Source organism: Sulfurimonas gotlandica GD1, assembly GCF_000242915.1.
GTDB classification, from domain to species: domain Bacteria; phylum Campylobacterota; class Campylobacteria; order Campylobacterales; family Sulfurimonadaceae; genus Sulfurimonas; species Sulfurimonas gotlandica.
In genome coordinates this window covers 1,460,128-1,480,624 of record NZ_AFRZ01000001.1, presented here as the reverse complement: position 1 = coordinate 1,480,624, position 20,497 = coordinate 1,460,128, and the positions used below count along the sequence as shown (strand labels likewise).

Genomic DNA, 20,497 nt, shown 5'->3' with positions numbered 1-20,497 from the left:
ATTTATTACCTATTTTAAATTTCTTTTTGGTCCCGTTTTTACATGTGTTGAATAGAGAGTTAGTCCAGTAAATGTAAGTCCGCCTATTAAGTTTCCAAGCACTGTAGGGATTTCATTCCAAACTAGATAATCCACAATTGTAAAATCACCACCTAGAATCATAGAAAAAGGAAATAAAAACATATTTACAATAGAGTGCTCAAAACCCATATAAAAGAATAGCATTATCGGCATCCACATAGCGATAGCTTTACCACTTACAGAAGTAGAGACCATAGCACCAACTACACCCATAGAAACCATCCAGTTACATAACATACCACGGATAAATATAGTCATCCAGCCCGCTATACCATGTTCTTTATAACCTAGAGTTCTGGCTTCACCTATAGATGCTATCTTATCTCCGACAATACCTGGTTCTATAGAGTAGCCGTAAGTAAGCACAAATGAAATCATAAATGCAACAATAAGTGCACCGGCAAAGTTACCTACAAAAACTAGACCCCAGTTTCTAAGAACTTGATTCAGAGTAACTCCAGGTCTCTTATCAAGCAGTGCTAAAGGAACTAGAACAAATACTCCTGTAAGCAGGTCAAAACCCATAAGATAGAGCATGATAAACCCGACAGGAAACAGCATCGCACCAGCTAGCGGTGAGCCTGTTTGTATAGAGACTGTAATGGCAAAGGCTGCAGCCAGCCCAAGTATAGCACCTGCCATAAAAGCACGTATGACAGTGTCTTTGGTTGACATATAAACTTTAGACTCACCTGAGTCAACCATTTGAGTAACAAATTCACTAGGTGGTAAATAAGACATATAATATTCCTATATTTAATATAAAGTATATTATATGTCAAAATCACTGTTTATACTATCAAACTACACTTCAGAGCTTTAATCTCCCACTTTTATATAAGATACTTTCTTCTCTCATTTGCAATATCATACAATTTATAATGCTTAAAAACATATAGCTATACATACTCACGAATATTCATATTTAAAATCATTTCTTATATTAATTATAACTTCATCTTAAATATAAATTAATTAATTATTCTAAACTTATAATTTACATTAAAATTTTTCAACTATATAATAGAATAAGATATCTATTTTAAAATAAGGGGAATAAAAAATATGCAACATATTTATCTTTCAGAAACAATTATTGATGAAGCTTTAAAGAATAATCAAATTACACAAAGAGAAGCTAAAAAGCTTAAGAAGAAAATTGATTGTCAATTGTTTATATTTAAAACTATCAATAGATAGATATACTTTATAAAGGTAGAAGATACTTTCTACCTTGTTTTTTTTACTTTTATATTTTAGTCTGCATCAACATACAATCTTTTTAAAACAGTTATCATACTTTCAACAGCTCTAATAGATGTTGTTTCATTTGCTGTGTGATATCCAATGGTAGGCAACTGAAGTGTGCTGCCCTGAATAGAGCCCTTTGTTGCTTTTATTAATCTTCCTAATTCTGTTGTACCAAGAGATCCTGTTGTTTTAGTTTGAGACATTTTATTTTTCAAATAAGCATCTTTAAAATGATATTTTATATTCTCTTCAATCGCTATATTTTTGATTTTGTTTTTAAGTGGTGACCTAAACACTGCATTTGAATCTCTATTTCTTAGTACTATATCTAGGTTATTAATATCTTCCAAACTCGCATAAGGACTGGTATCTAGAACAAGTAACTCATCTGTACTTATGTTAAATCTTCGAAACCATTCAAGTAAAAATCTCCAACTTTTCCCAGCTTCTTCAGATGCTGTAAAAAAAGCTGTACCTTTGTAGCCAATATGGTACATATAGATCATAATGGCGACAGAAACGACATTATCAAGTTGTGCAGAGATTAAATTATCTTTAATTTCAAGCTTGTCAACAAATGCAATAGGTGTACCTGGAAACAGGTGATCAAAACCTTCAACTTTAAAGATGATATTATTTCTTCTCTGACATAAAAAAGCTTCTTTGATTACACCCAGTCCTAAATAATTTCCAGACCAAGGCTGATAAGCTTGAACTTTCTCATCAACAAACCTTGATGTAAAATTATGTAGCATTTGTTCTGAGTTAGAATCACCAGTCAAGTCAGCTCTATTTTTTGCAATAAATGCAGCATATTGGAATTCATTGTGTCCAGTACAGATTAGCCCATGTCTATCTGCATGAGCTGACATATATCCGCTCTGTGGTTCATCACCTTTTGCTACTAGTACACCGTCATAATACTCAACTTTTATTCCAATCTCTTCAAGTTCTCTTTTTACAAACATAAAAAAAGAGTGCTCAGCTCCAACAACACTAGGAATGCGAATAAGTTGTTTTAAAACATCATAAAAAACTTCCATAATTATTCTATACTCTCCTCATCATTTAATTCATTAAATTCACTCATCTCAATTGCATCTTCAAAATATCCAATCTTATCTTCTGCCATCTCAAGGTTGCTAAATTTTGCAATATGAAATACAGCATCACCTTCTTGAACAAGTGGAATTTCAGATTTACCGATAATTACACCATCAAAAGGCGACCTAAGCTCAAAAATATCGTCACCCAAAGGCTCATCTATATATGCAATAATTTCATCTTTTTCTACAGTATCACCAAGTGCTTTTATGGTTCTTAGCATTCCACTTTCACTTGAACGTATCCATTTGCTGCTTCTTGTGATTATTGGAATCTTTCTAGCTGTTTTTCTCACTACTTTAGGCAGCATATCATTTGCCCTTAATACATTTACGATTCCATTAACTCCAATCCTTATACAATTTTCATCAAAGCGTAAAGCTTCTCCTGCTTCATAAAGCAAGATAGGAATTCCTTCATCTTGTGCGACAGCACGAAGTGAACCATCCCTAAGCTCAGAGTGCAAAACTACAGGAGCCTGAAAAGCTTTTGCTAAGTTAAATGTATACTCATTATCTATATTAGTTCTAACTTGAGGCAAATTAGATTTATGGATAGAAGCTGTATGTAAATCTATTCCTAAATCACATTTTTTTACAATCTCATCAAAAAATATATTTGCGACCCTACTTCCCAATGAACCTTTAACACTTCCTGGAAAACTTCTGTTTAAGTCTCTTCTGTCAGGTAAATAACGAGAAAGGGTCATAATCCCATAAACATTTACAATAGGAACCAGAATAACAGTCCCCTTAAGCTTTTTTAAAATATTTAACTTTCTAAATCGCCTTATAATCTCTATACCATTAAGTTCATCTCCATGAATTGCAGCACTTATAAAAACAACAGGTCCGCTTCTCTTTCCTCTAATTACTCTCACTGGTAATTGTGTCGGAGTATTATAAAGTTTTGGGAGATCGAGATTAATTGTTACATTAGTCCCTCGTGGTATTTCCTGCCCACCTAAAATAAATTTTGGACTAGGCATTTAGGCTCCTATGCTATCTCTTTTGATTTTTCGTTTTTTAAGATTAGTTTCACTTCGTGGAGTCACATTTTTTTCAATATATTCCATAATTTTCCCAGCTATATCTATATTTGTTGATTTTTCTATTCCCTCAAGCCCAGGTGAAGAGTTTACTTCCATTACCAGTGGTCCTCTTTCTGATGGTATCATATCAACTCCACAAACACCAAGACCCATAGCTTTAGCAGCTGCGAGTGCTGTTGCTTTTTCTTTTCTTGTAAGTTTATGCGCTGTTGCGCTTCCGCCTTGATGCAGATTTGATCTAAACTCTCCGGCTGCACCTTGACGCTTCATAGCACCTACCACTTCTCCACCAACGATAAATACTCTAATATCAGCTCCGCCAGCTTCTGCTATAAACTCTTGAACAAGTAAGTTTACATCCATACCGTAAAATGCATCCAGAACCGACTTTGCAGCTTTTTCAGTGTCTACTAGTACTACACCAACACCTTGAGTACCCTCTAAGATTTTTAAAACTAAAGGTGCTCCACCACTTAGAGCGATAACATCTTTAGCTGTTGACTTGTTTGATGCAAAAACAGTTTTTGGCATATCAACATCATGTTTAGAAAGAATTTGTAAACTTCTTAATTTATCTCTACTTCTTGCGATAGCTAAATTTCCAGACGTAGAAAAAACATCCATCATTTCAAAGTGTCTTACCATCGCAGTACCATAAAAGGTTCTACTTGCACCTATTCTAGGGATAATTGCATCTGGAATCGGTAATTGCTCACCTAGATAGTTAACATGTAGCTCACCCTTCATAATCTCTATAGTACATTTAAGGTAATCGATTACTCTAACTTCCCAACCCTTTAGTTGAGCAGCTTCTACTAATCTTTTTGTTGAATACAACGCTTTATTTCTTGATAATACATAAACTCTCATGGTTTTCCTTTTTATACTTGTTTACTTAAATACTCTTTTGATACATCTACTAAAAACTTACCAGATAAAAATTTTCTTCCAATCAACATAGGATATTTCATACTTTCTCGATTAGTTAAAGATATAATAGTTGTATACTTTTTACCAAAAAAATCAACTTTAACTTTAATTGATGGTCGATTTTGAAGTGTTCCGTTTGAACTTTTTATTTTTCTCATTTCATAGAGAGGCACCTGCATATGTTTGCCGTGGTAAGCTTCATGAACCTCATCTAAAAGTTTAAAGTGTACAATATTGTCATCATCTACAAATATGTCATCACAATGCAAAGCATTTGAATCCGCACCCGTATCAACTTTTGCATCTAAATCATACAACCCTAAGTCTATAATTGAAATTAATTCTTTTTTACCGACTACCTTTTTTCCAGTCATTATTCACTCCATTAATATTACTAATTATATCATTGTTTACAACTATTATTTACATTCTAATTGGTTAATATTTTCATCAATTGATTGTATAATAATATATAAATTATTATTTATATGGAGCTATTATGAAGTTTATACTTGGTTACGTAGTTAGTTTTTTTTTACTAACAGCTATATCTTTTGCAGATGACTTTAGCTATCTTGAAAAAGACAATAATAGTTGGCTTCAGATTTACGCTAATTCACTTAGAGCACAGGCACTCGATGATGAAATAAAATTATTAGAAAATATAGTAAAAAAAGCTATCGGCAAAAACAAGGTTGAACTTACTCAACTCCTAAAGCTTCAAACAAGTAAAAAGAAAATACTTGATGAACTGCCACAGTCATTTGACACTATGCTTGAAAAAATAACAACTGGCAATGAGGCAAAAGAAATAAACATCGTAGAATATTTATTTACTAATCAAAAAAGTAATTTTGCTATACAAACTAAAAAATTAACTCTTTTACAACAAGATTACACGAGGGCTCTTGAGCATCTCAATAATGAACTGTTACTTATTAATAAACAAGAACAAAAAGATACTGCAAAAGAGTATCAATTAAAAATGGCTATAGATTTTTTTAGTAGTGCAGAAGGTCTCTTAGATCACAAAGCTGAAGTAATTAAGCACATGAAAGAACTTTATGCACATGAATTAAAAAGCTATGAGAGAACACGCTTACCTAGAATTGTTTTAAATCTAGGGATTCTGTTTTTTATATTTATCTTGTTTCATGTGGTAAAATATTTCATCACAAAACGTATAGAAAATGAAGATCGGCTTTTTAAAATCAAGAAGATTTTAAATATTACCTTTTTTCTAATTTTACTACTTGTGATTATTGTATTTAATATAAATAATATTATCTATGCAGCTACACTAATAGGTTTTATTGCCGCAGCAATTACAATTTCTATGAAAGAATATCTTCAAAGTATTGTTGCATGGCTTCATCTCTCTTTTGGTGATTTTATAAAACAGGGCGACAGGATTCTTATAAGTGTAAATAATCAGCAAGTAATCGGCGAAGTAATTGATATTTCACCTTTTAAGGTCACACTTTATGAAAGCATTAACAACACTACATCGCTACAGTTAAAGCGAGCCGGAAGAGTAATATTTATACCAAACAACTATTTTGTAAACAACTATGTATATAACTATACTCATGACAAGATGAAAACAATTTATGATTTAATAGAATTTAGAATAGCTTTTTCAGCAGACACTCAAAAAGTTGAGGAGATAGCCTCTGAGATTACTTTAGAAAATACTGAGCGCTACATGGAAGTTGCATCTAAACAATTCATTAGTTTAAAAAAGCGATACGACATGCGCAGTAGAGATTTTAGACCACGCATACATTTAGTCCCAGATGCAACAGAACCATGCTTTATATTGTATATTTGGTATGTAACACCATATCACCAAATAATGGAATTCAAATCACAATTAAGCCAGAAAATTGTACGCAGATTTCAAGAAGAAAACATTAAGTTTTATGTAAAAGAATAAATCACTACACACTAAACTATAACTATCTGATTTCTACCTAATTTTTTTGCTTCATAAAGTGCTTTGTCGGCAAGAGAGACTAACTCATATATGCTAAGCTTATCTCTGTCTTGTGCCATACCAAAAGAGCACTTTAGCTCTATTTTATGATTATAAATTTCAAATATCTGATCTTGTAACATCTTTTCTATTCTTTTAAAAATCGTCATTGTCTCTTTGGCATCTGAGTAAATGAAGAAAACAAACTCTTCTCCTCCATATCTAGCAACAATATCGTATGCCCTTATATGTTCTACAAAAAGCTTACTTATCTCTACTAAAACTTCGTCACCTACCTGATGTCCATATTTGTCATTAATCTGTTTAAAGTGATCAATATCAGCCATAACTATAGTAAAGTCAGTTCTTGTGCGTCTTGCTTTTGAAAAGTCATACTCAACTTTTTCGAAAAAATATTTACGGTTAAATATATTAGTCAGACCATCAAAGTTCTTCTCATAATTCTCACTCTCAATTACTAAAGCAGTTAATTTTTGTATAAACTGAAACTCGACAACTGCAAAGTCCTCATATGTATTTTCACTTACTAAACCATTGTTTTTATACTCTACCAGTACGCGCTCTTGTAACTGATGCAAACGTTCATGTAGGTTTTCAAACTCTAAAATCTTCTCTTTTTTATCATCTATGTTTTTCACTTTAGAATCTAAAATTGCATTTAACATATGTGTTATTTCGCAGTTAGAGTATGAATGGAGCTTAATCATTTTTTCTAAATCATCTATTTTATGGTTACATACAATAACTTTAAATAGTGCTATTATTTTTTTAAGGTGTACATCCAAGTTTGATTTTAAACTCCCAGACAAATCTTTATGTATATCTATCCTGTCATCACTAGTCATTACACACCTCTAAAATATTATTTTTTATGATTATATCTTATCATATTTATAAGACATTTAAACTCCAATTATTACACAAATCTTGCTTTTTGTCGATTATAGAGTATAATAAATTCTAATTTTTATATTTTAAACAATAATTTTTTTAAGAAAAGGGTTGGGGTATGCAGAAACCTGTTGATGTCGTTACAAATAATGTTGCAAGAGAACTACTGCGAATTGCAGCACAAAACTCCATACCTATCTCTAGAATCTACATAGAAATAAACGGTGTTGAAACTTTTTATAAAGATGCTAACGCGAATCTTGTTGAGATACAGAATCATGAACTTAGCAAATACGCTTCAGAAGCTTCACTAAGGGACAATACGATAGAGTTTGAACAACAGTACGATATAACGGTAAAACCTTACTACAAGGGTTACCCATTTGAGAAAATGATTGCTAAAATAGAGTTTGAAGAAAATGACTCTCTTGCATATTTCGTAATAAAAAAAGGCTCAATACTAAACTATTATGATGACTTATATGATGAATTTTTAGACTATATTGATGAGCAAAAACTAAGATCAAATATCATGCTTTATCTGTTTGATGCAGATTATGAAGATACCATTAGACAGTTTGTAGACGTCATCAAACAGATCAAATCAATAACATTTAAAGAAGATAAAAGAATACTTGTTGCTCAAGGTGTTAATTCTATAGAGTCAATAAACTCAGAAGTTTTTATGACCATTGAAGAAAATAATGACATCGGTGCTGAAGATAGTGAGGGAAGAGTTGATTACTCCAACAGAGGTTTTTTACTAAGCTGTGTAGAAGGCGAAGAATTATTTGAATTTATAAAACCTCAGCAAGGAAAACATGGTAGAACTTGTAGAGGGAAAATTATCGAAGTTGAGACTGTAAACCTAGATGCAAAACCAACCTTCACAGTTGAAGGTGGCATTGAAGTTCAAGACAGTTATGAAAATATAAAATATTTATCCAATAAAAGTGGTTACCTTGTCAAAAAAGGAAACCAGTACGATGTATCAAACAGCATCGATGTAGATGAGATATCTTTTAAAACTACAGGTACTATTAACTCTGATTTAAACTCTGAAATATCCATAAATGTAATCAAAGATGACCCACTAGAAGATGCTGTAGAAGAAGGAATGCGCGTAAAGGTACAAAAACTATCCGTAAAAGGAAGTATAGGCCCTAATACCGAGATAGAAGCACGGGATGTCTTAATTGACGGTCAGACTCATGATGAATCATTCATAAAATGTGTGAATGCTAATATTAGCCTTCATAGAGGTAAAATAATAGCTCGAAAAGTCGAAGTTGAGACTTTAGAGGGTGGTGAGATCATTGCTGATATTGCAATAATTAAAAATGCAGTTCGTGGAAAGATTAAAGCAAAAACTATCCAGATAGAGACTCTAGGATCACATGTTACAATGGAAGCATCTGAGTATATTCAAATACAAAAAGTAAGAGGTGAAGAGAACAAATTTATATTAGATCCTTCAGTTGACAGCGGATTTAATGCCAATAAGGCAGATGACAAAGCTTACTTCAAAAAAATAGAAGAAGAACTCAAAGAATTGCTAGAAACATTTAAAGCCACTACACTAAAATTAAAAAATAATTTAGAACCATGCGAAAAAATAAAAGCAGCGATTATTAAAAGTAAAAATGCAGGTGAAGAGATCTCTGCTGCACTGATTAAAAACTTTAAGATGTGTAAAATCATGAAGGTTCATTATAAAAAGCAAAAAGAGAATGTTGAATATAAAAAAGAACAGTACAACAAACTAAAACAGAAGCTAGTTAGCCGTGGTCCTGATATCTTTGATGCAAAAATCACACTAAGTGAATCACTGCGAGGCTATAACCATATTACATACAGACTAAGCAACCCTCAAAGAGAGATAGAGCTAAATACAAATGAAAGTATGAACAAAAAAGTATTCAAGCTTGAAGAAGATGAAGACGGCATCTTGAAGATAGTCAATCTTAGTTAAGCCGCTTCCGCTGCGAATATCTCAGCTATCAAATCAACTATCGCTTCTTCAAACAAGTTCCTAGGAACTTGTTCATATATTACTATCATAGCATTCTCATGTGACATAGCTGCTCTATATGGTCTTGTTTCTACAAGAGCCTGATACATGTCAAGACAGGCAAGTATTTTAGCTTCAAAACTAAGCTCTTCCTCTTTCATGCCAAAAGGGTATCCGCTTCCGTCATTTCTCTCATGATGTGCAGAAGCCCACTCATGTATCTGTTCAAACCCATCAATAGCTTTTAAAATCATGTGTGCTAAATAAGCGTGTTCTTTTACTATTTCAAACTCACTTTTGCTTAATGGACCATTCTTTTCTAAAATAGATCTCGGTGTACTAAGCTTTCCAATATCATGAAGGTTTGCAGCTACTTGAAAAAATACACTCTTGCGCTCATCCCACCCAAAGTACTCAGTAACCATTTTAGCTTTTGACGTGAGTTCATTTGAGTGTAGTGCTGTAAATTTAGATTTAGAATCTATTATATTTGAGAAAACAGAGGAGATGCTTAGTAAATCTTTTAGCTCAATCGTAGAATCAATAACAGGAAGATATCTTTCAACAGAATTTAAAATATTTTCATCATTTAAATCACGCCAAAAAGATATCTTACTACTAAGTCTTAAAAACGCTTCTACTATCTCTTCATGGTAAAGATTACCTTTGTTCTCTTTAGCGTATGTATTAATCCCATTTAGTGCCGTAATACTAGAATCCAGTAAATCAAACTTCATATCAATGTCATCTGCAAAACAGATTACTTGAGACATGATAGGGATATCACCTTCTTCTAAACCATAAAGTCCACTACCATTCAAGTACTCATGATGATATAAGATTACATTTTTTGGCGATGTTAAAAATGGAAAATTTCTAACATTTTTTTCACCTATTTTACAATGATCAACCAATTTTTCCATGATTTCAAGACTCTTTTTTTCTCCTGCTTCTAACCAATTTTGATTATAGAAAGCTTGAGTGACACCATTATCATGCATCAGAGCAAGAGAGCATAAGTCAAAGCACTCTTCTTCACTTAAGCCAAGTTCTATACCGATACGCAGAGAGATATATGCACAACGCTTACTATGGTGTGTTGTTATGTGCATAATCTCTTCTTCCGCGTGATCTAATGCAGTTGATGTAGCCAGTAAAAAAGAATTTAGATTAAACTTCATATATTGTCCTTGTAAATTAATGTGATAATTTTATCACAAGTAATCATAAATATTTCTTATAACATATTTAGTTAAGAACATAATATAACTATGGAATATATAATGCTGTATAATTTAAAATATTTATAATTAAGAAGTAATAAATGTCTATAAACTACAGATACATATTTTGTTCCTATAATCTTTTTGCCTTTAAGGACTCACAGACTCAAGAACGTTTCAATGAGTGGAGAAGACCATCGAGGTTAAAACATATATCAGCAATTAGCATCTTAACAGCATCTTTGTATTTAATCTTTGCATATATAACAAGGTCTTTTATTCCTGCTGATATTTTACCTTTGGCAACACTAGTCCATGTTTACTTAGTTCCATCTATACTAATTCTCATAGCTCTACTAGCATATTTTAAAATACGTTACTTCTTAATGACTTTTTTACTAATAATAGCCCCAATAGTAGCGGCTATTGGCAATATGCTAATAGTCTCGGAATTTGAAGGATATACAACTTATCAGACTGAGCTTTACCTCATAATATTTTGGGTTTTTACTGTCTCTGGCTTAAAATTTATTCATGCACTTCTTAGCGGATTACTTATATATATCAGTGCAACACTTAGCGCTTATCTGATCTATCCAATGAATACAGAAGCCTTTGTATTGCATAGTTTTTGGATGATAGCTGCTCTTTCTTTTGGTATTTTAAGTGGATACCTTTTAGAATCATCACAAAAAACAATCTTTTTAAAAAAAGAAGAACTTGAAAAAATTGCGATAACCGATAAGCTTACAGGTCTTTACAATCGTACAATGTCTGATAAAGTTGTTAAAGATGAGTTAGAAAAATCTAAGAGATACGGGCACTCTTTTGGATTAATGATGCTTGATATAGACTATTTTAAAAATGTCAACGATACATATGGTCACTTGGTAGGAGATGATGTTTTAGTAGAGTTTACAAATATCTTAAAAAAGTATACACGCTCAACTGACACACTTATTAGATGGGGTGGAGAAGAGTTTATCATCATCTCTTTGGAAGTAGATAAAGATGGTTTAATGACTTTGGCTGAACATATACGCAAAAAAGTAGAAGGACACAACTTTAAAACTGTTGGCACAAAAACTGTAAGTATTGGTGTTACACTAAACAAAGATAATGATGATATTAATTCTATTGTTCAAAGAGCCGATCAAGCATTATACAAATCCAAAAATTCCGGACGCAATAGAAGCAACTTTTTGGATTAAGAAGGTTCTAAATCAAAAGATACACTATAATTTTTCTCATCTTGACTTATTTTTAACTCTGTGCCATGAAGCTGTAAAATATCTTCTACAATATGTAGTCCATATCCTATAGATTTATAAATACCATCATCCAAACTATCGACTCCATCACTGCTTTTGATGTTTGAAATATAGCATCTGATATGGCTATCTTCTTTATAACAATTGACTTTTATCTCACTGTCAGATGCAGAGTATTTAAAGGCATTAATTAGTAAGTTATGAAAGACTTGAGATATTCTTGCTTTATCGGAGTAAACTATTAAGTCGCTATCTATCTCTAAAACAATGTTTAATTTCCTCTCTTTAATCAACAGAGAAAAAGCATCTAAAATATCATTGATAAAATTCAAAAGGTTAAAGTTACTTTTCTCAAGAGTTATTTTTCCGGAACTCAAAGCGGCCTGATTTAAAATAGTGTTTACAAGTTCTAAGCCTCTAGCACTCGTATTCTCAATACTCTCAAAAAAAGATTTTATTTTTTCTTGACTTAACTCTCTTGATAATGCAATCTTTGAGAGCCCATTGATACTTCCAAGAGGATTTCTCAAGTCATGAGAAACATAACCTATAAGCTCACTAATGCGTATATTTTTCTTCTTTAGTTTCTCTTCTTTTTCTTGTAAAAGTATGAAGTTACCGATAGATGCAGCCATCATAGATATAAGATCATTTTCATGTTCTGAAAAGCCGTGTTCTCTAGGAATCAAAGATGTAAAATTCAAAGTTCCATATAGTTCATCATTTACAAATATTGGAGCCGAGAGATATGCCTCAAGCTTTAGATTTACATATACAGGATGATCTTTTAACTCTTTTATATCTGCCACACGAGGAAAACCAATAGTCTCACCTGTTTGATAAACTTCACGACAGTAAGTACCTTCAAGTTCATACTCATCACCTGGGTGTATAACCTCAAGATCAGTTACAACATCTTTGACAGTATATTTTTTATCTTCAGAGATATGGCTTACTATTCCTGTTTGCATCTGAAATATCTCGATGCCGCTTTTTAGATAGTCAGCTATGAGCTGTTCAAAACTATCATAATGTTTTGCGGTAAGGAGATGCACAGCTTTTAAGTTCTCAGCTATAGCCACTAGCTGTTGCAAATCACTCTTAGAATTGTCCATATGGTAAAAGTTACTATTACTTACAAACTTTGGATATTGCATTATATTTTTCCTTTACGCATCTATAAAATAATCTTGTAAATCAAAAATATTATAGCAATTTTTACCAGAGAGCTTTGCTCTGTACATAGCCTGGTCCGCTTGTCTTATGATTTGGTCAACATCTAAGAGTTCTTTTTGTGGGTAAAATGTAACTCCTATACTCGCTGAAACATTCAGAGATAAATCATCAATCTCAACTGCTTGTGATGTGACTTCAAGCAGACGTTTCAAAAAGGATATAACAGATTCTTTATCTGAAATATCAATCAAAAGAGCAACAAACTCATCTCCACCGACACGAGAGATGCTATCACCTTCACGAAGCAGATTACTCATACGCTCCGCTAAGAGTATAAGTAGTTTGTCTCCAACATCATGTCCATATCTATCATTTACCTCTTTAAAGCCATCAAGGTCGATATATGCAACAGCTATTTTTTGTTCTCTTCTAGCAGTTTGTGCTATCGCTTGATGCATTCTGTCAGAAAATAAAACACGGTTTGGCAGATTTGTTAACATATCATAATGAGCCATATGTTCGAGTCGTTCCTGCTGAGCTTTTTGCTCTGTAATATCCGTAAAAATGGCAACATAGTTTTGAACTTTTTGATTATCATCATAAACAGCACTAATCGTCAAGTGCTCAGCATACTCTTCTCCGGCTTTATTTTTATTCCACAATTCACCTTGCCAAGAACCATCTTGCATAAGGCACTTCCACATTTTTTTATAGAAGTCATCATCATTACGCCCGGATTGAAAGATTTTTGGATTCTTACCAAGCACTTCAACTTTAGAGTATCCTGTTATTGACATAAATGCTTCATTTACATCAACGATATTATTATCAACATCTGTGATAACAATTCCTTCATGTGAGTATGTAAATACACTTGCGGATAGTTTCAGTCTGTCTTTGTTCTGCTTATATTCAGTAGTATCTCGTGCAAAGCCTACCGTGCCAAAGAGATGTCCCTCTTTATTCAAAATAGGAGCTTTATATGTTTCAAACCATTTTCTCTCACCATCATATTCGATGAGTTCCTCTAGCTCTTTCTTTTTCAATGTACCCATAACTGCTTTATCATCAGCACGATAAGCATCTGCCAAATCTTTTGGGAAAAAATCTAGATCATTTTTACCGATAAGCTTTGATGAGTCATCAAGTCCGGCTGCTTTGGCGAAAGATTTGTTTACAGCTAAAAAATTACTCTGAGTATCTTTTAACCAGACAAGAAAAGGGAAGCTATCCAAGAGTGCGCGTTGATAACTTTCACTTTTTTTAAGTTTCTCTTCATCTTTTCTAGACTCTGTGATATCCCTTCCTGAAGAGAGTACACCTATTATATTTCCATTTATGTCTTTGATATGCTCATTATTCCACTCTATTAGCCTGCTTTTTCCATCAATAAAAAGAAGTTCATTTTCGTATGTTTTATAAGGCATGATGTTTCCACCAATAATATCTTGAAAAAGTTCCTTAACTGTTTCATATACTGAATCCGGTAGAGATTCCTTAAACCAGTTTTTCCCTAGTAAATCATTTTCTGATTTATATCCAAGCGCTTTACATGTTTCTTTGTTTGCTAAAACAACATTAGCATCTCTATCTAGTGCTACAATCATTGTCCCGGTAATATCAAGGTACTGACGTGCACGTTCTTTTTCAATGTGAAGTTTATCCTTAGTCTCTTTTTGAAGAAATAGAATTTCATCTTTTGAATCTTCTAAATTCTTAAGATGGGATATTAAATAAGCCATCAAAACGAAAATAATAAATCCAACAATCGCAGGAGTTATAAAACTTATCGTTAAAAGATTTGTATCAAAAAACTCACCCGTCAGCCAATAACTTTGAATAATCGCCATTATTTCTGAAAAAATAATAGCTAAAACAGTAAATCCGATTACAAACGGCCAGAAGCCAAGGTTTGCTAAAAAAGTGATTGTTTTTTTCATAATAAATTATTATAGCACACTCACATAATAATTAAATTGTTTTACATCTATCTTAAAACTTTTCTATGCCTCTTTCCATCTCTCTTGTGTAATTATTACACTGTTTTCATCGTCAAGAACAGTAAGTTCTTCATCACTCATATTGCATGAGAGAGTCATTGCTCTTTTTGTTAACATCTCTATGTCACCATCAATGTTTAGATAAACTACAGAGAGGTTTTTAAAACGATTTAGAAGTTTCTGAGACTGTTTCCACCATGCAGATGCACTTCCTTCCTGATAAGTATAGATGATTACTTTCTCAGAACGACCACAAGCTTTTTTAATCCGTTTCTCATCAGGCTGACCTAAATCAATCCAGAGTTTAATCTCTCCATCTAAAGCCTTTTTCCACAAATCAGGTTCATCATCTTGAGCAATTCCTTTACAAAAAACCAAATGTTCATCAGCATTAAGAGCAAAAGCTACCAAGCGAATCATCAAACGAAAATCATTTTCAGAAGGATGTTGAGCTAGAGTAAGGTTGTGCTCACCGTAGTAATGACAATCCATATTAGCGATATTAAGTGAGGCTTTGTAGATAGTTGCATTTGCAGCCATAATCTTCCTTGAGGTAGTTATACTTATTAGTTGTGAGAGTATAGCGCAAGAGAGAACAGCCTACAAGGGCTGTAGACTGCTTTTGTATTTATTTACCTGTGTAGTTAGCACCTTTTACCATACCATTTCTATTTACAAACACATATAGTGTCTGTCTATTTTCCTTTGCTATCTTAGTGTTTTTAAAACTAACTACCCAATCTTTTTTGTAGTTGACTTTAGCCAGTTCCATCTTATCTACAGGACTATTTACCCAACTTTTAGCTATTTTTTTTTGTTTTACCAGAGTGTTTACTTTTTGTTTTGCAATATCTTTTATATCAGCTTCACTAACTGCTGCTTGCTCATGTGCGTGAGAATGTCCATGCTCGCCATGTGAGTGTCCTGAACCTGCAAATAGTGATGTAGATGCTACAAATGCTGTAACTAATGCTGTTTTTATTAATCTTTTCATTTTTATCCTTTTATAGTGAGTCGTAAATATACTCTTTTTGTTTAGCTTCCATATCCATATGAATATGCTGGTGAGCATCCTTGTTAAATCCAAATTCCTCTTCATTTGTTGTATGAAGGTAACCGTGTAGTTGCATAAGTAAAAGCATAAAACCTGCAAACATTAGAGCATGGTTTGTAACTTTACTAAGTCTAAGGAAAGATTTTCTCTTTCTCCACTGTGTAAGTACTACCAGCATAAAGATCAGAGCAATAATCTGTCCCAGCTCAACACCTACGTTAAATGAGATAATTCTTAGTAACATATCCCAGTTTTGCTCACCTAATGGCAACTGTTGCAGTCTTGTCGATAGTCCAAAACCATGTATAAGTCCAAATAAAAGAACCATAACCAGTAAGTTTGGAGACTTAACCCCAAGATAGTTTCCAAAGCCTTTGTTGTTGTCAAATGCTTTATAAATAACACTAATCGCAATAACTGCATCTATAAGATAGTAATTTGCATTAATACCCATAAAGGTAGCAAATATTAGCGTAATACTGTGTCCGATTGTAAATATGGTCACAAACTTAATAATATCCTTTGTAGTTGTCAGAAAAAAGACAACTCCAAATAGAAATAGCAAGTGATCATATCCACTCAACATATGTGTGGCGCCAAGCCAGATGTAGCGAAGGTTTCCGCCATCTATCATCGCCTGCTTATCTGCTTCTGAGATGCCATGTGCATAAGCAACAGCACTAAAAAACAGAGATGCAATAAGTAGAAAAAATATTTTCATTTAGTTCCTTGATAATTGTAAAAGTAATAAAATAATCATTAATTTTTTTTTCATTCCAAAAGCATAGCATAGTATATTCAACCGCTAGTTTTGTAGAATCTAAACATATCACAAAAGAAATATCATTTAACATTAATTATCACATATTTTTATAGAATATTTGAGTATCATATAATATATTATTATTTTAACTCTGGAGTTTAGCATGAAATTAGTCATATTGGTATTGGTATTTGCATCTGCATTGTTATCAGCAGTTATTGAGACAAATGAGGGAGTCTTTCTTCAAATATTTTCTGAGAAGAATCCTCAATCAAACATCGTAGCAACCGTCTCTCTAGACAAAGGCAAGGTTGAGACACAACACTGTTTTAACACTCACGATGATGCCCAGTGGTGCAAAATTGTATATACTCAAAACGGTGTAAATATCAATGGTTTTTCAGATAAAAAATCTTTAGATGCTATTGCTCAAAGAGCCAACACAAAATCTACGTTTGAGAAAAGCTATGGAGGAAGATATAGTGAGGAAGGAAATGCTATCTTGCCATTAAGCGATGGATTTTTACTTGTTGGAAAGACTGAGAGTTTTGGTAAGGGACAAGATGATGCCTATGTTGTTAAAGTAGACAACTTCGGCAACAAGATTTGGAGTGGAGCTTATGGCGGTGGTGGAGTTGACTCAGCTAAAGCGGTAGTTGAAGTAGATGATGGTTTTATACTTGGCGGGACTACTCGCAGTTTTGGAAACAGAATCCAAAGTTTATATCTTGCCAAGATATCTAAAGATGGCAACCTAAGATGGCAAAAAGGTTACTACTCTGACAAAGATGATTACTATATCGGTAATGACATGATAAAGATAAGTGATAATAATCTGCTAATAGCAGGGTATGAAGATCATGTGAAATTCTTCGACTCAGAAATCAACTTTTACCTCAATGCGATTAACACAGATGGACAAAGAAATGGTATCAAACGATATGGCGGAAACAAGGTAGAAAAAGCCAACTCTATTATATCTGTCAGTGACGGTTATGTTCTTGCAGGAGAAACTGATACTTGGGGTAATGGCGGAAAAGACTCTTATGTTATAAAGCTAAATAAAGATGGAGACAGAATCTGGCACAATGCTTTTGGATTTCGTTATGATGAAGTTGCAAACCAAATAATTCAGACTAAAGATGGCGGCTATATAATAGTAGGCACAACAGACAGTGACCACAGAAACCAAAAAGACATCTATGTTGTAAAGATAGACAAAGACGGAAACAAAGTTTGGCAATACCACTACGGTTCAAAAGAACATGAAGAGGGTAATGGCATAGTTGAAGTAGATGATGGTTATGTAATCGTAGGCTATACAAATGAAACTCATAGCTATAACAGTGATGTTTATCTGCTAAAAATAGACAAAGTCGGAAATGTAGTTTGGACTAGAAATTATGGTGGAGATAGAGACGATAAAGGACATGCCTTGGCAAAAGTCAAAGATGGTTTTGTAGTGACTGGCTATATAACATCTAAAGATAACAACAGCAAAGATCTATACCTACTTAAAGTTGATAACAACGGAAATATCAACTAAGAAATAAAATTTGCTATAATTTTAAAATAATAAATTTTAAAGGCGCACTATGGGTTGGACTTGTCAGCATGATTATAAAGGCGAATGCAAACTTGTAAAAAAACCTTGCGTACCTGGGATGAAAGGATGTACTCTAAAAAGCAGTGAGTACATCTTTAGCACAGGAAGTTTTGAAGAAGACAAAAAAGCTAAGGAAGAAAAATCCCAAACAATTGACTTTGCAGCCCTTGCAAGAAGTAACTAATTCTATTTATTTAGCAATATTATGTGACAATGCCGAAATTAAAAAATCACACAATCATAAGGCCAAAGTATGAACCCCTCTCCTAAAAAAAACTACAATAATGCAAAACCTTTTCCAAAAAATAGTAATAACAACAATAGCAGAAGAAAATCTTCTCCTAAAGAGAAAAAAATAGACGTAGCTCCTAAAAATGAAGTAAAAGATATGTTTATGGCTTGGTTTAAAAAGAACAGAAGTATTGGTCAAATTATGACAAAAGGAGATGTAGTTACAAATATTATAAAAAAACTAGACTCTAAACAAGACAGTGCTTTAGCAGAAGCGATGAAAGAACTAAAAGATTATGGTTTTATAGAAGTACAAGAAGATGGTGTAACTCTGGTACTTACTAAAAAAGGTTATGATTTCATCTCTTAAATAAACATTATTTTTTAAGTCGCTCATGTACCTCTTTAAATGCTTTTCTAACATACTCAGGACAGCTGATGCTTTTTTTGCTAAATACTACGATTGCTATAGATGCAAAGATAAAACTCGGAAGCAATTCATAAAGATCAAATATACCGCCTTCTAACTGTTTCCATACTATTACACTTATGGTACCAGTTAGCATCCCGGCTATAGCCCCTGTTCTTGTAATCGTACTGCTATAAAGACTAAAGAGTATCAGTGGACCAAAAGCTGCACCAAATCCAGCCCAAGCGTAGGAGACTAACTGTAAAACACTTGAATTTCTATCGCTAGATAAATACCAGGCTATTATTGCAATAACAATAACCGTCCCACGTCCAACCCAGACCAACTCTTTGTCTGAAGCATTTTTTCTAATCACTGCATGGTAAATATCTCTTGTAAGCACAGAAGATGAAACTAACAGCTGAGAATCTACCGTACTCATAATCGCTGCCAATATCGCGGCAAGTAAAAAACCTGCAATCCATGGATTAAACAGCAGTTGAGAAAGAGTGATAAATATCTTTTCACTATCTTGAATCTCTATTCCACTTGCCAAAACATAAGCATAACCGAAAAAACCAACTGAGAGCGAACCAATTATAGAGATACCCATCCAACTCATACCTATAAGCTTTGCTTTTTCCATCTCATCTTCATGTCGAATTGACATAAAGCGCACCAAAATATGTGGTTGCCCAAAATATCCAAGTCCCCATGCCAAGAGTGATAGTATGCTTATAAATGAAGTTCCGCTTATTATATCAAGATGACTCGGATTAGCCTGTTCTATTAAACTTAATGCTTCACTAACTCCACCGATTTCATATATGACAACAATAGGAGTTACAACTAAAGCTAACATCATCAAGATACCTTGAATAAAGTCTGTCCAGCTTACAGCGTTATAACCTCCCAGAAATGTGTATGAGACTATAATAAAACTCCCAACAAGCAATGCCATAGAATAATCAAGATGAAATGTGGCCTCAAAAAGTTTTGCACCACCAACTAAACCAGAAGATGTATAGAGAGTGTAAAATAGTAAAATCACAACTGCTGTAACTATACGCAGAGTGTTTGCATCATCTTTAAAACGAGATGAAAAATAATCCGGGATCGTAATAGCATCATTTAAGTGATGAGTATATACACGTAGAGGTTTTGCGACATAGTGCCAATTTAAATAAGCGCCAATTACCAATCCTACAGCTATCCAACTCCCGACAATTCCATCACTGTACATCATCCCTGGCAGTCCTAAAAGCAACCATCCGCTCATATCTGATGCTCCTGCACTCAGAGCAGTTACTCCAGGTCCCAAGCCACGACCACCCAGTATGTAATCACTAAGGTCAGAAGTTTTAAAAAAGAAGTAAAGACCAATTCCAACCATGACAAGCATATATCCTACAAAAGATACTAGTACGGGTATTTCCATTATTTTCCTTT

19 protein-coding genes are annotated in these 20,497 nt (G+C 33.2%); 6 read left to right on the top strand and 13 right to left on the bottom strand.

Annotation, left to right across the window (positions count from 1 at the left end; all coding sequences use genetic code 11):
• Window positions 1-9 precede the first annotated feature (9 nt).
• From SMGD1_RS07300 to SMGD1_RS07280, 5 genes are all read right to left on the bottom strand, one after another.
• A complete protein-coding gene (locus tag SMGD1_RS07300; RefSeq protein WP_008335625.1) occupies window positions 10-822 on the bottom strand; it encodes a formate/nitrite transporter family protein in 813 nt (270 codons plus the stop codon).
• 515 nt (window positions 823-1,337) lie between these two features.
• Window positions 1,338-2,375, bottom strand: coding sequence for a zinc-binding metallopeptidase family protein (locus tag SMGD1_RS07295; RefSeq protein ID WP_008335867.1), 1,038 nt, complete (start codon window positions 2,373-2,375; stop codon window positions 1,338-1,340).
• A 2-nt stretch (window positions 2,376-2,377) separates the two neighbouring features.
• Window positions 2,378-3,424 carry a succinylglutamate desuccinylase/aspartoacylase family protein gene (locus tag SMGD1_RS07290; protein ID WP_039919884.1) on the bottom strand — a complete coding sequence of 349 codons (1,047 nt, stop codon included), beginning with the start codon at window positions 3,422-3,424 and terminating at the stop codon, window positions 2,378-2,380.
• Window positions 3,425-4,357, bottom strand: a complete 933-nt coding sequence (gene rimK / locus SMGD1_RS07285; RefSeq protein ID WP_008335903.1) for a 30S ribosomal protein S6--L-glutamate ligase — start codon at window positions 4,355-4,357, stop codon at window positions 3,425-3,427.
• Between the two features lie 11 nt (window positions 4,358-4,368).
• Window positions 4,369-4,791 (bottom strand): ATP-dependent zinc protease family protein, encoded by a 423-nt coding sequence (locus tag SMGD1_RS07280; RefSeq protein WP_008336498.1) that lies wholly within the window; start codon window positions 4,789-4,791, stop codon window positions 4,369-4,371.
• Window positions 4,792-4,916: 125 nt separating this feature from the next.
• Here SMGD1_RS07280 and SMGD1_RS07275 point away from each other — a divergent pair, with 125 nt between their 5' ends.
• Window positions 4,917-6,353 (top strand): mechanosensitive ion channel family protein, encoded by a 1,437-nt coding sequence (locus SMGD1_RS07275; protein WP_008336743.1) that lies wholly within the window; start codon window positions 4,917-4,919, stop codon window positions 6,351-6,353.
• An 11-nt stretch (window positions 6,354-6,364) separates the two neighbouring features.
• On the opposite strand, the gene SMGD1_RS07270 is transcribed toward SMGD1_RS07275, so the two are convergent.
• Complete coding sequence (locus tag SMGD1_RS07270; RefSeq protein ID WP_008336822.1) at window positions 6,365-7,258, bottom strand: GGDEF domain-containing protein; 894 nt, start codon at window positions 7,256-7,258, stop codon at window positions 6,365-6,367.
• A gap of 164 nt (window positions 7,259-7,422) precedes the next feature.
• Between SMGD1_RS07270 and SMGD1_RS07265 the strand changes: the two genes are divergently transcribed.
• A complete protein-coding gene (locus SMGD1_RS07265) occupies window positions 7,423-9,276 on the top strand; it encodes a flagellar assembly protein A (protein ID WP_008336718.1) in 1,854 nt (617 codons plus the stop codon).
• Here the strand turns inward: SMGD1_RS07265 and SMGD1_RS07260 are convergent.
• Complete coding sequence (locus SMGD1_RS07260) at window positions 9,273-10,496, bottom strand: HD-GYP domain-containing protein (protein WP_008336327.1); 1,224 nt, start codon at window positions 10,494-10,496, stop codon at window positions 9,273-9,275. The two genes, SMGD1_RS07265 and SMGD1_RS07260, sit on opposite strands and share 4 nt — an antisense overlap.
• A 143-nt stretch (window positions 10,497-10,639) precedes the next feature.
• Between SMGD1_RS07260 and SMGD1_RS07255 the strand changes: the two genes are divergently transcribed.
• Window positions 10,640-11,749: a GGDEF domain-containing protein gene (locus tag SMGD1_RS07255; protein ID WP_008336367.1), complete on the top strand. Its 1,110-nt coding sequence runs from the start codon at window positions 10,640-10,642 to the stop codon at window positions 11,747-11,749.
• Here SMGD1_RS07255 and SMGD1_RS07250 read toward each other — a convergent pair.
• The 5 genes from SMGD1_RS07250 to SMGD1_RS07230 form a co-directional block, all read right to left on the bottom strand.
• The gene (locus SMGD1_RS07250) at window positions 11,746-12,966 is read right to left on the bottom strand and encodes a GAF domain-containing sensor histidine kinase (RefSeq protein WP_008336799.1); all 1,221 of its coding nucleotides are present in this window, start codon (window positions 12,964-12,966) and stop codon (window positions 11,746-11,748) included. The two genes, SMGD1_RS07255 and SMGD1_RS07250, sit on opposite strands and share 4 nt — an antisense overlap.
• A 12-nt stretch (window positions 12,967-12,978) precedes the next feature.
• Window positions 12,979-14,925 carry a PAS domain S-box protein gene (locus tag SMGD1_RS07245; protein ID WP_008335757.1) on the bottom strand — a complete coding sequence of 649 codons (1,947 nt, stop codon included), beginning with the start codon at window positions 14,923-14,925 and terminating at the stop codon, window positions 12,979-12,981.
• 63 nt (window positions 14,926-14,988) lie between these two features.
• Window positions 14,989-15,525, bottom strand: a complete 537-nt coding sequence (locus tag SMGD1_RS07240) for a YaeQ family protein (RefSeq protein ID WP_008335706.1) — start codon at window positions 15,523-15,525, stop codon at window positions 14,989-14,991.
• A gap of 88 nt (window positions 15,526-15,613) precedes the next feature.
• Complete coding sequence (locus SMGD1_RS07235) at window positions 15,614-15,979, bottom strand: DUF6488 family protein (protein WP_008337002.1); 366 nt, start codon at window positions 15,977-15,979, stop codon at window positions 15,614-15,616.
• A 10-nt stretch (window positions 15,980-15,989) separates the two neighbouring features.
• Window positions 15,990-16,760: a HupE/UreJ family protein gene (locus tag SMGD1_RS07230; protein ID WP_008335658.1), complete on the bottom strand. Its 771-nt coding sequence runs from the start codon at window positions 16,758-16,760 to the stop codon at window positions 15,990-15,992.
• Window positions 16,761-16,965: 205 nt separating this feature from the next.
• On the opposite strand from SMGD1_RS07230, the gene SMGD1_RS07225 reads away from it, so the two are divergent.
• The 3 genes from SMGD1_RS07225 (at window position 16,966) to SMGD1_RS07215 (ending at window position 19,009) form a co-directional block, all read left to right on the top strand.
• Complete coding sequence (locus tag SMGD1_RS07225; RefSeq protein WP_008334966.1) at window positions 16,966-18,348, top strand: hypothetical protein; 1,383 nt, start codon at window positions 16,966-16,968, stop codon at window positions 18,346-18,348.
• 49 nt (window positions 18,349-18,397) lie between these two features.
• Window positions 18,398-18,592: a hypothetical protein gene (locus SMGD1_RS07220; RefSeq protein ID WP_008336873.1), complete on the top strand. Its 195-nt coding sequence runs from the start codon at window positions 18,398-18,400 to the stop codon at window positions 18,590-18,592.
• A 69-nt stretch (window positions 18,593-18,661) separates the two neighbouring features.
• Window positions 18,662-19,009: a hypothetical protein gene (locus SMGD1_RS07215; protein WP_008336742.1), complete on the top strand. Its 348-nt coding sequence runs from the start codon at window positions 18,662-18,664 to the stop codon at window positions 19,007-19,009.
• 7 nt (window positions 19,010-19,016) lie between these two features.
• Here the strand turns inward: SMGD1_RS07215 and putP are convergent, their stop codons facing one another.
• Window positions 19,017-20,486: a sodium/proline symporter PutP gene (putP, locus tag SMGD1_RS07210; protein ID WP_008336279.1), complete on the bottom strand. Its 1,470-nt coding sequence runs from the start codon at window positions 20,484-20,486 to the stop codon at window positions 19,017-19,019.
• Between the last annotated feature and the right edge of the window lie 11 nt (window positions 20,487-20,497).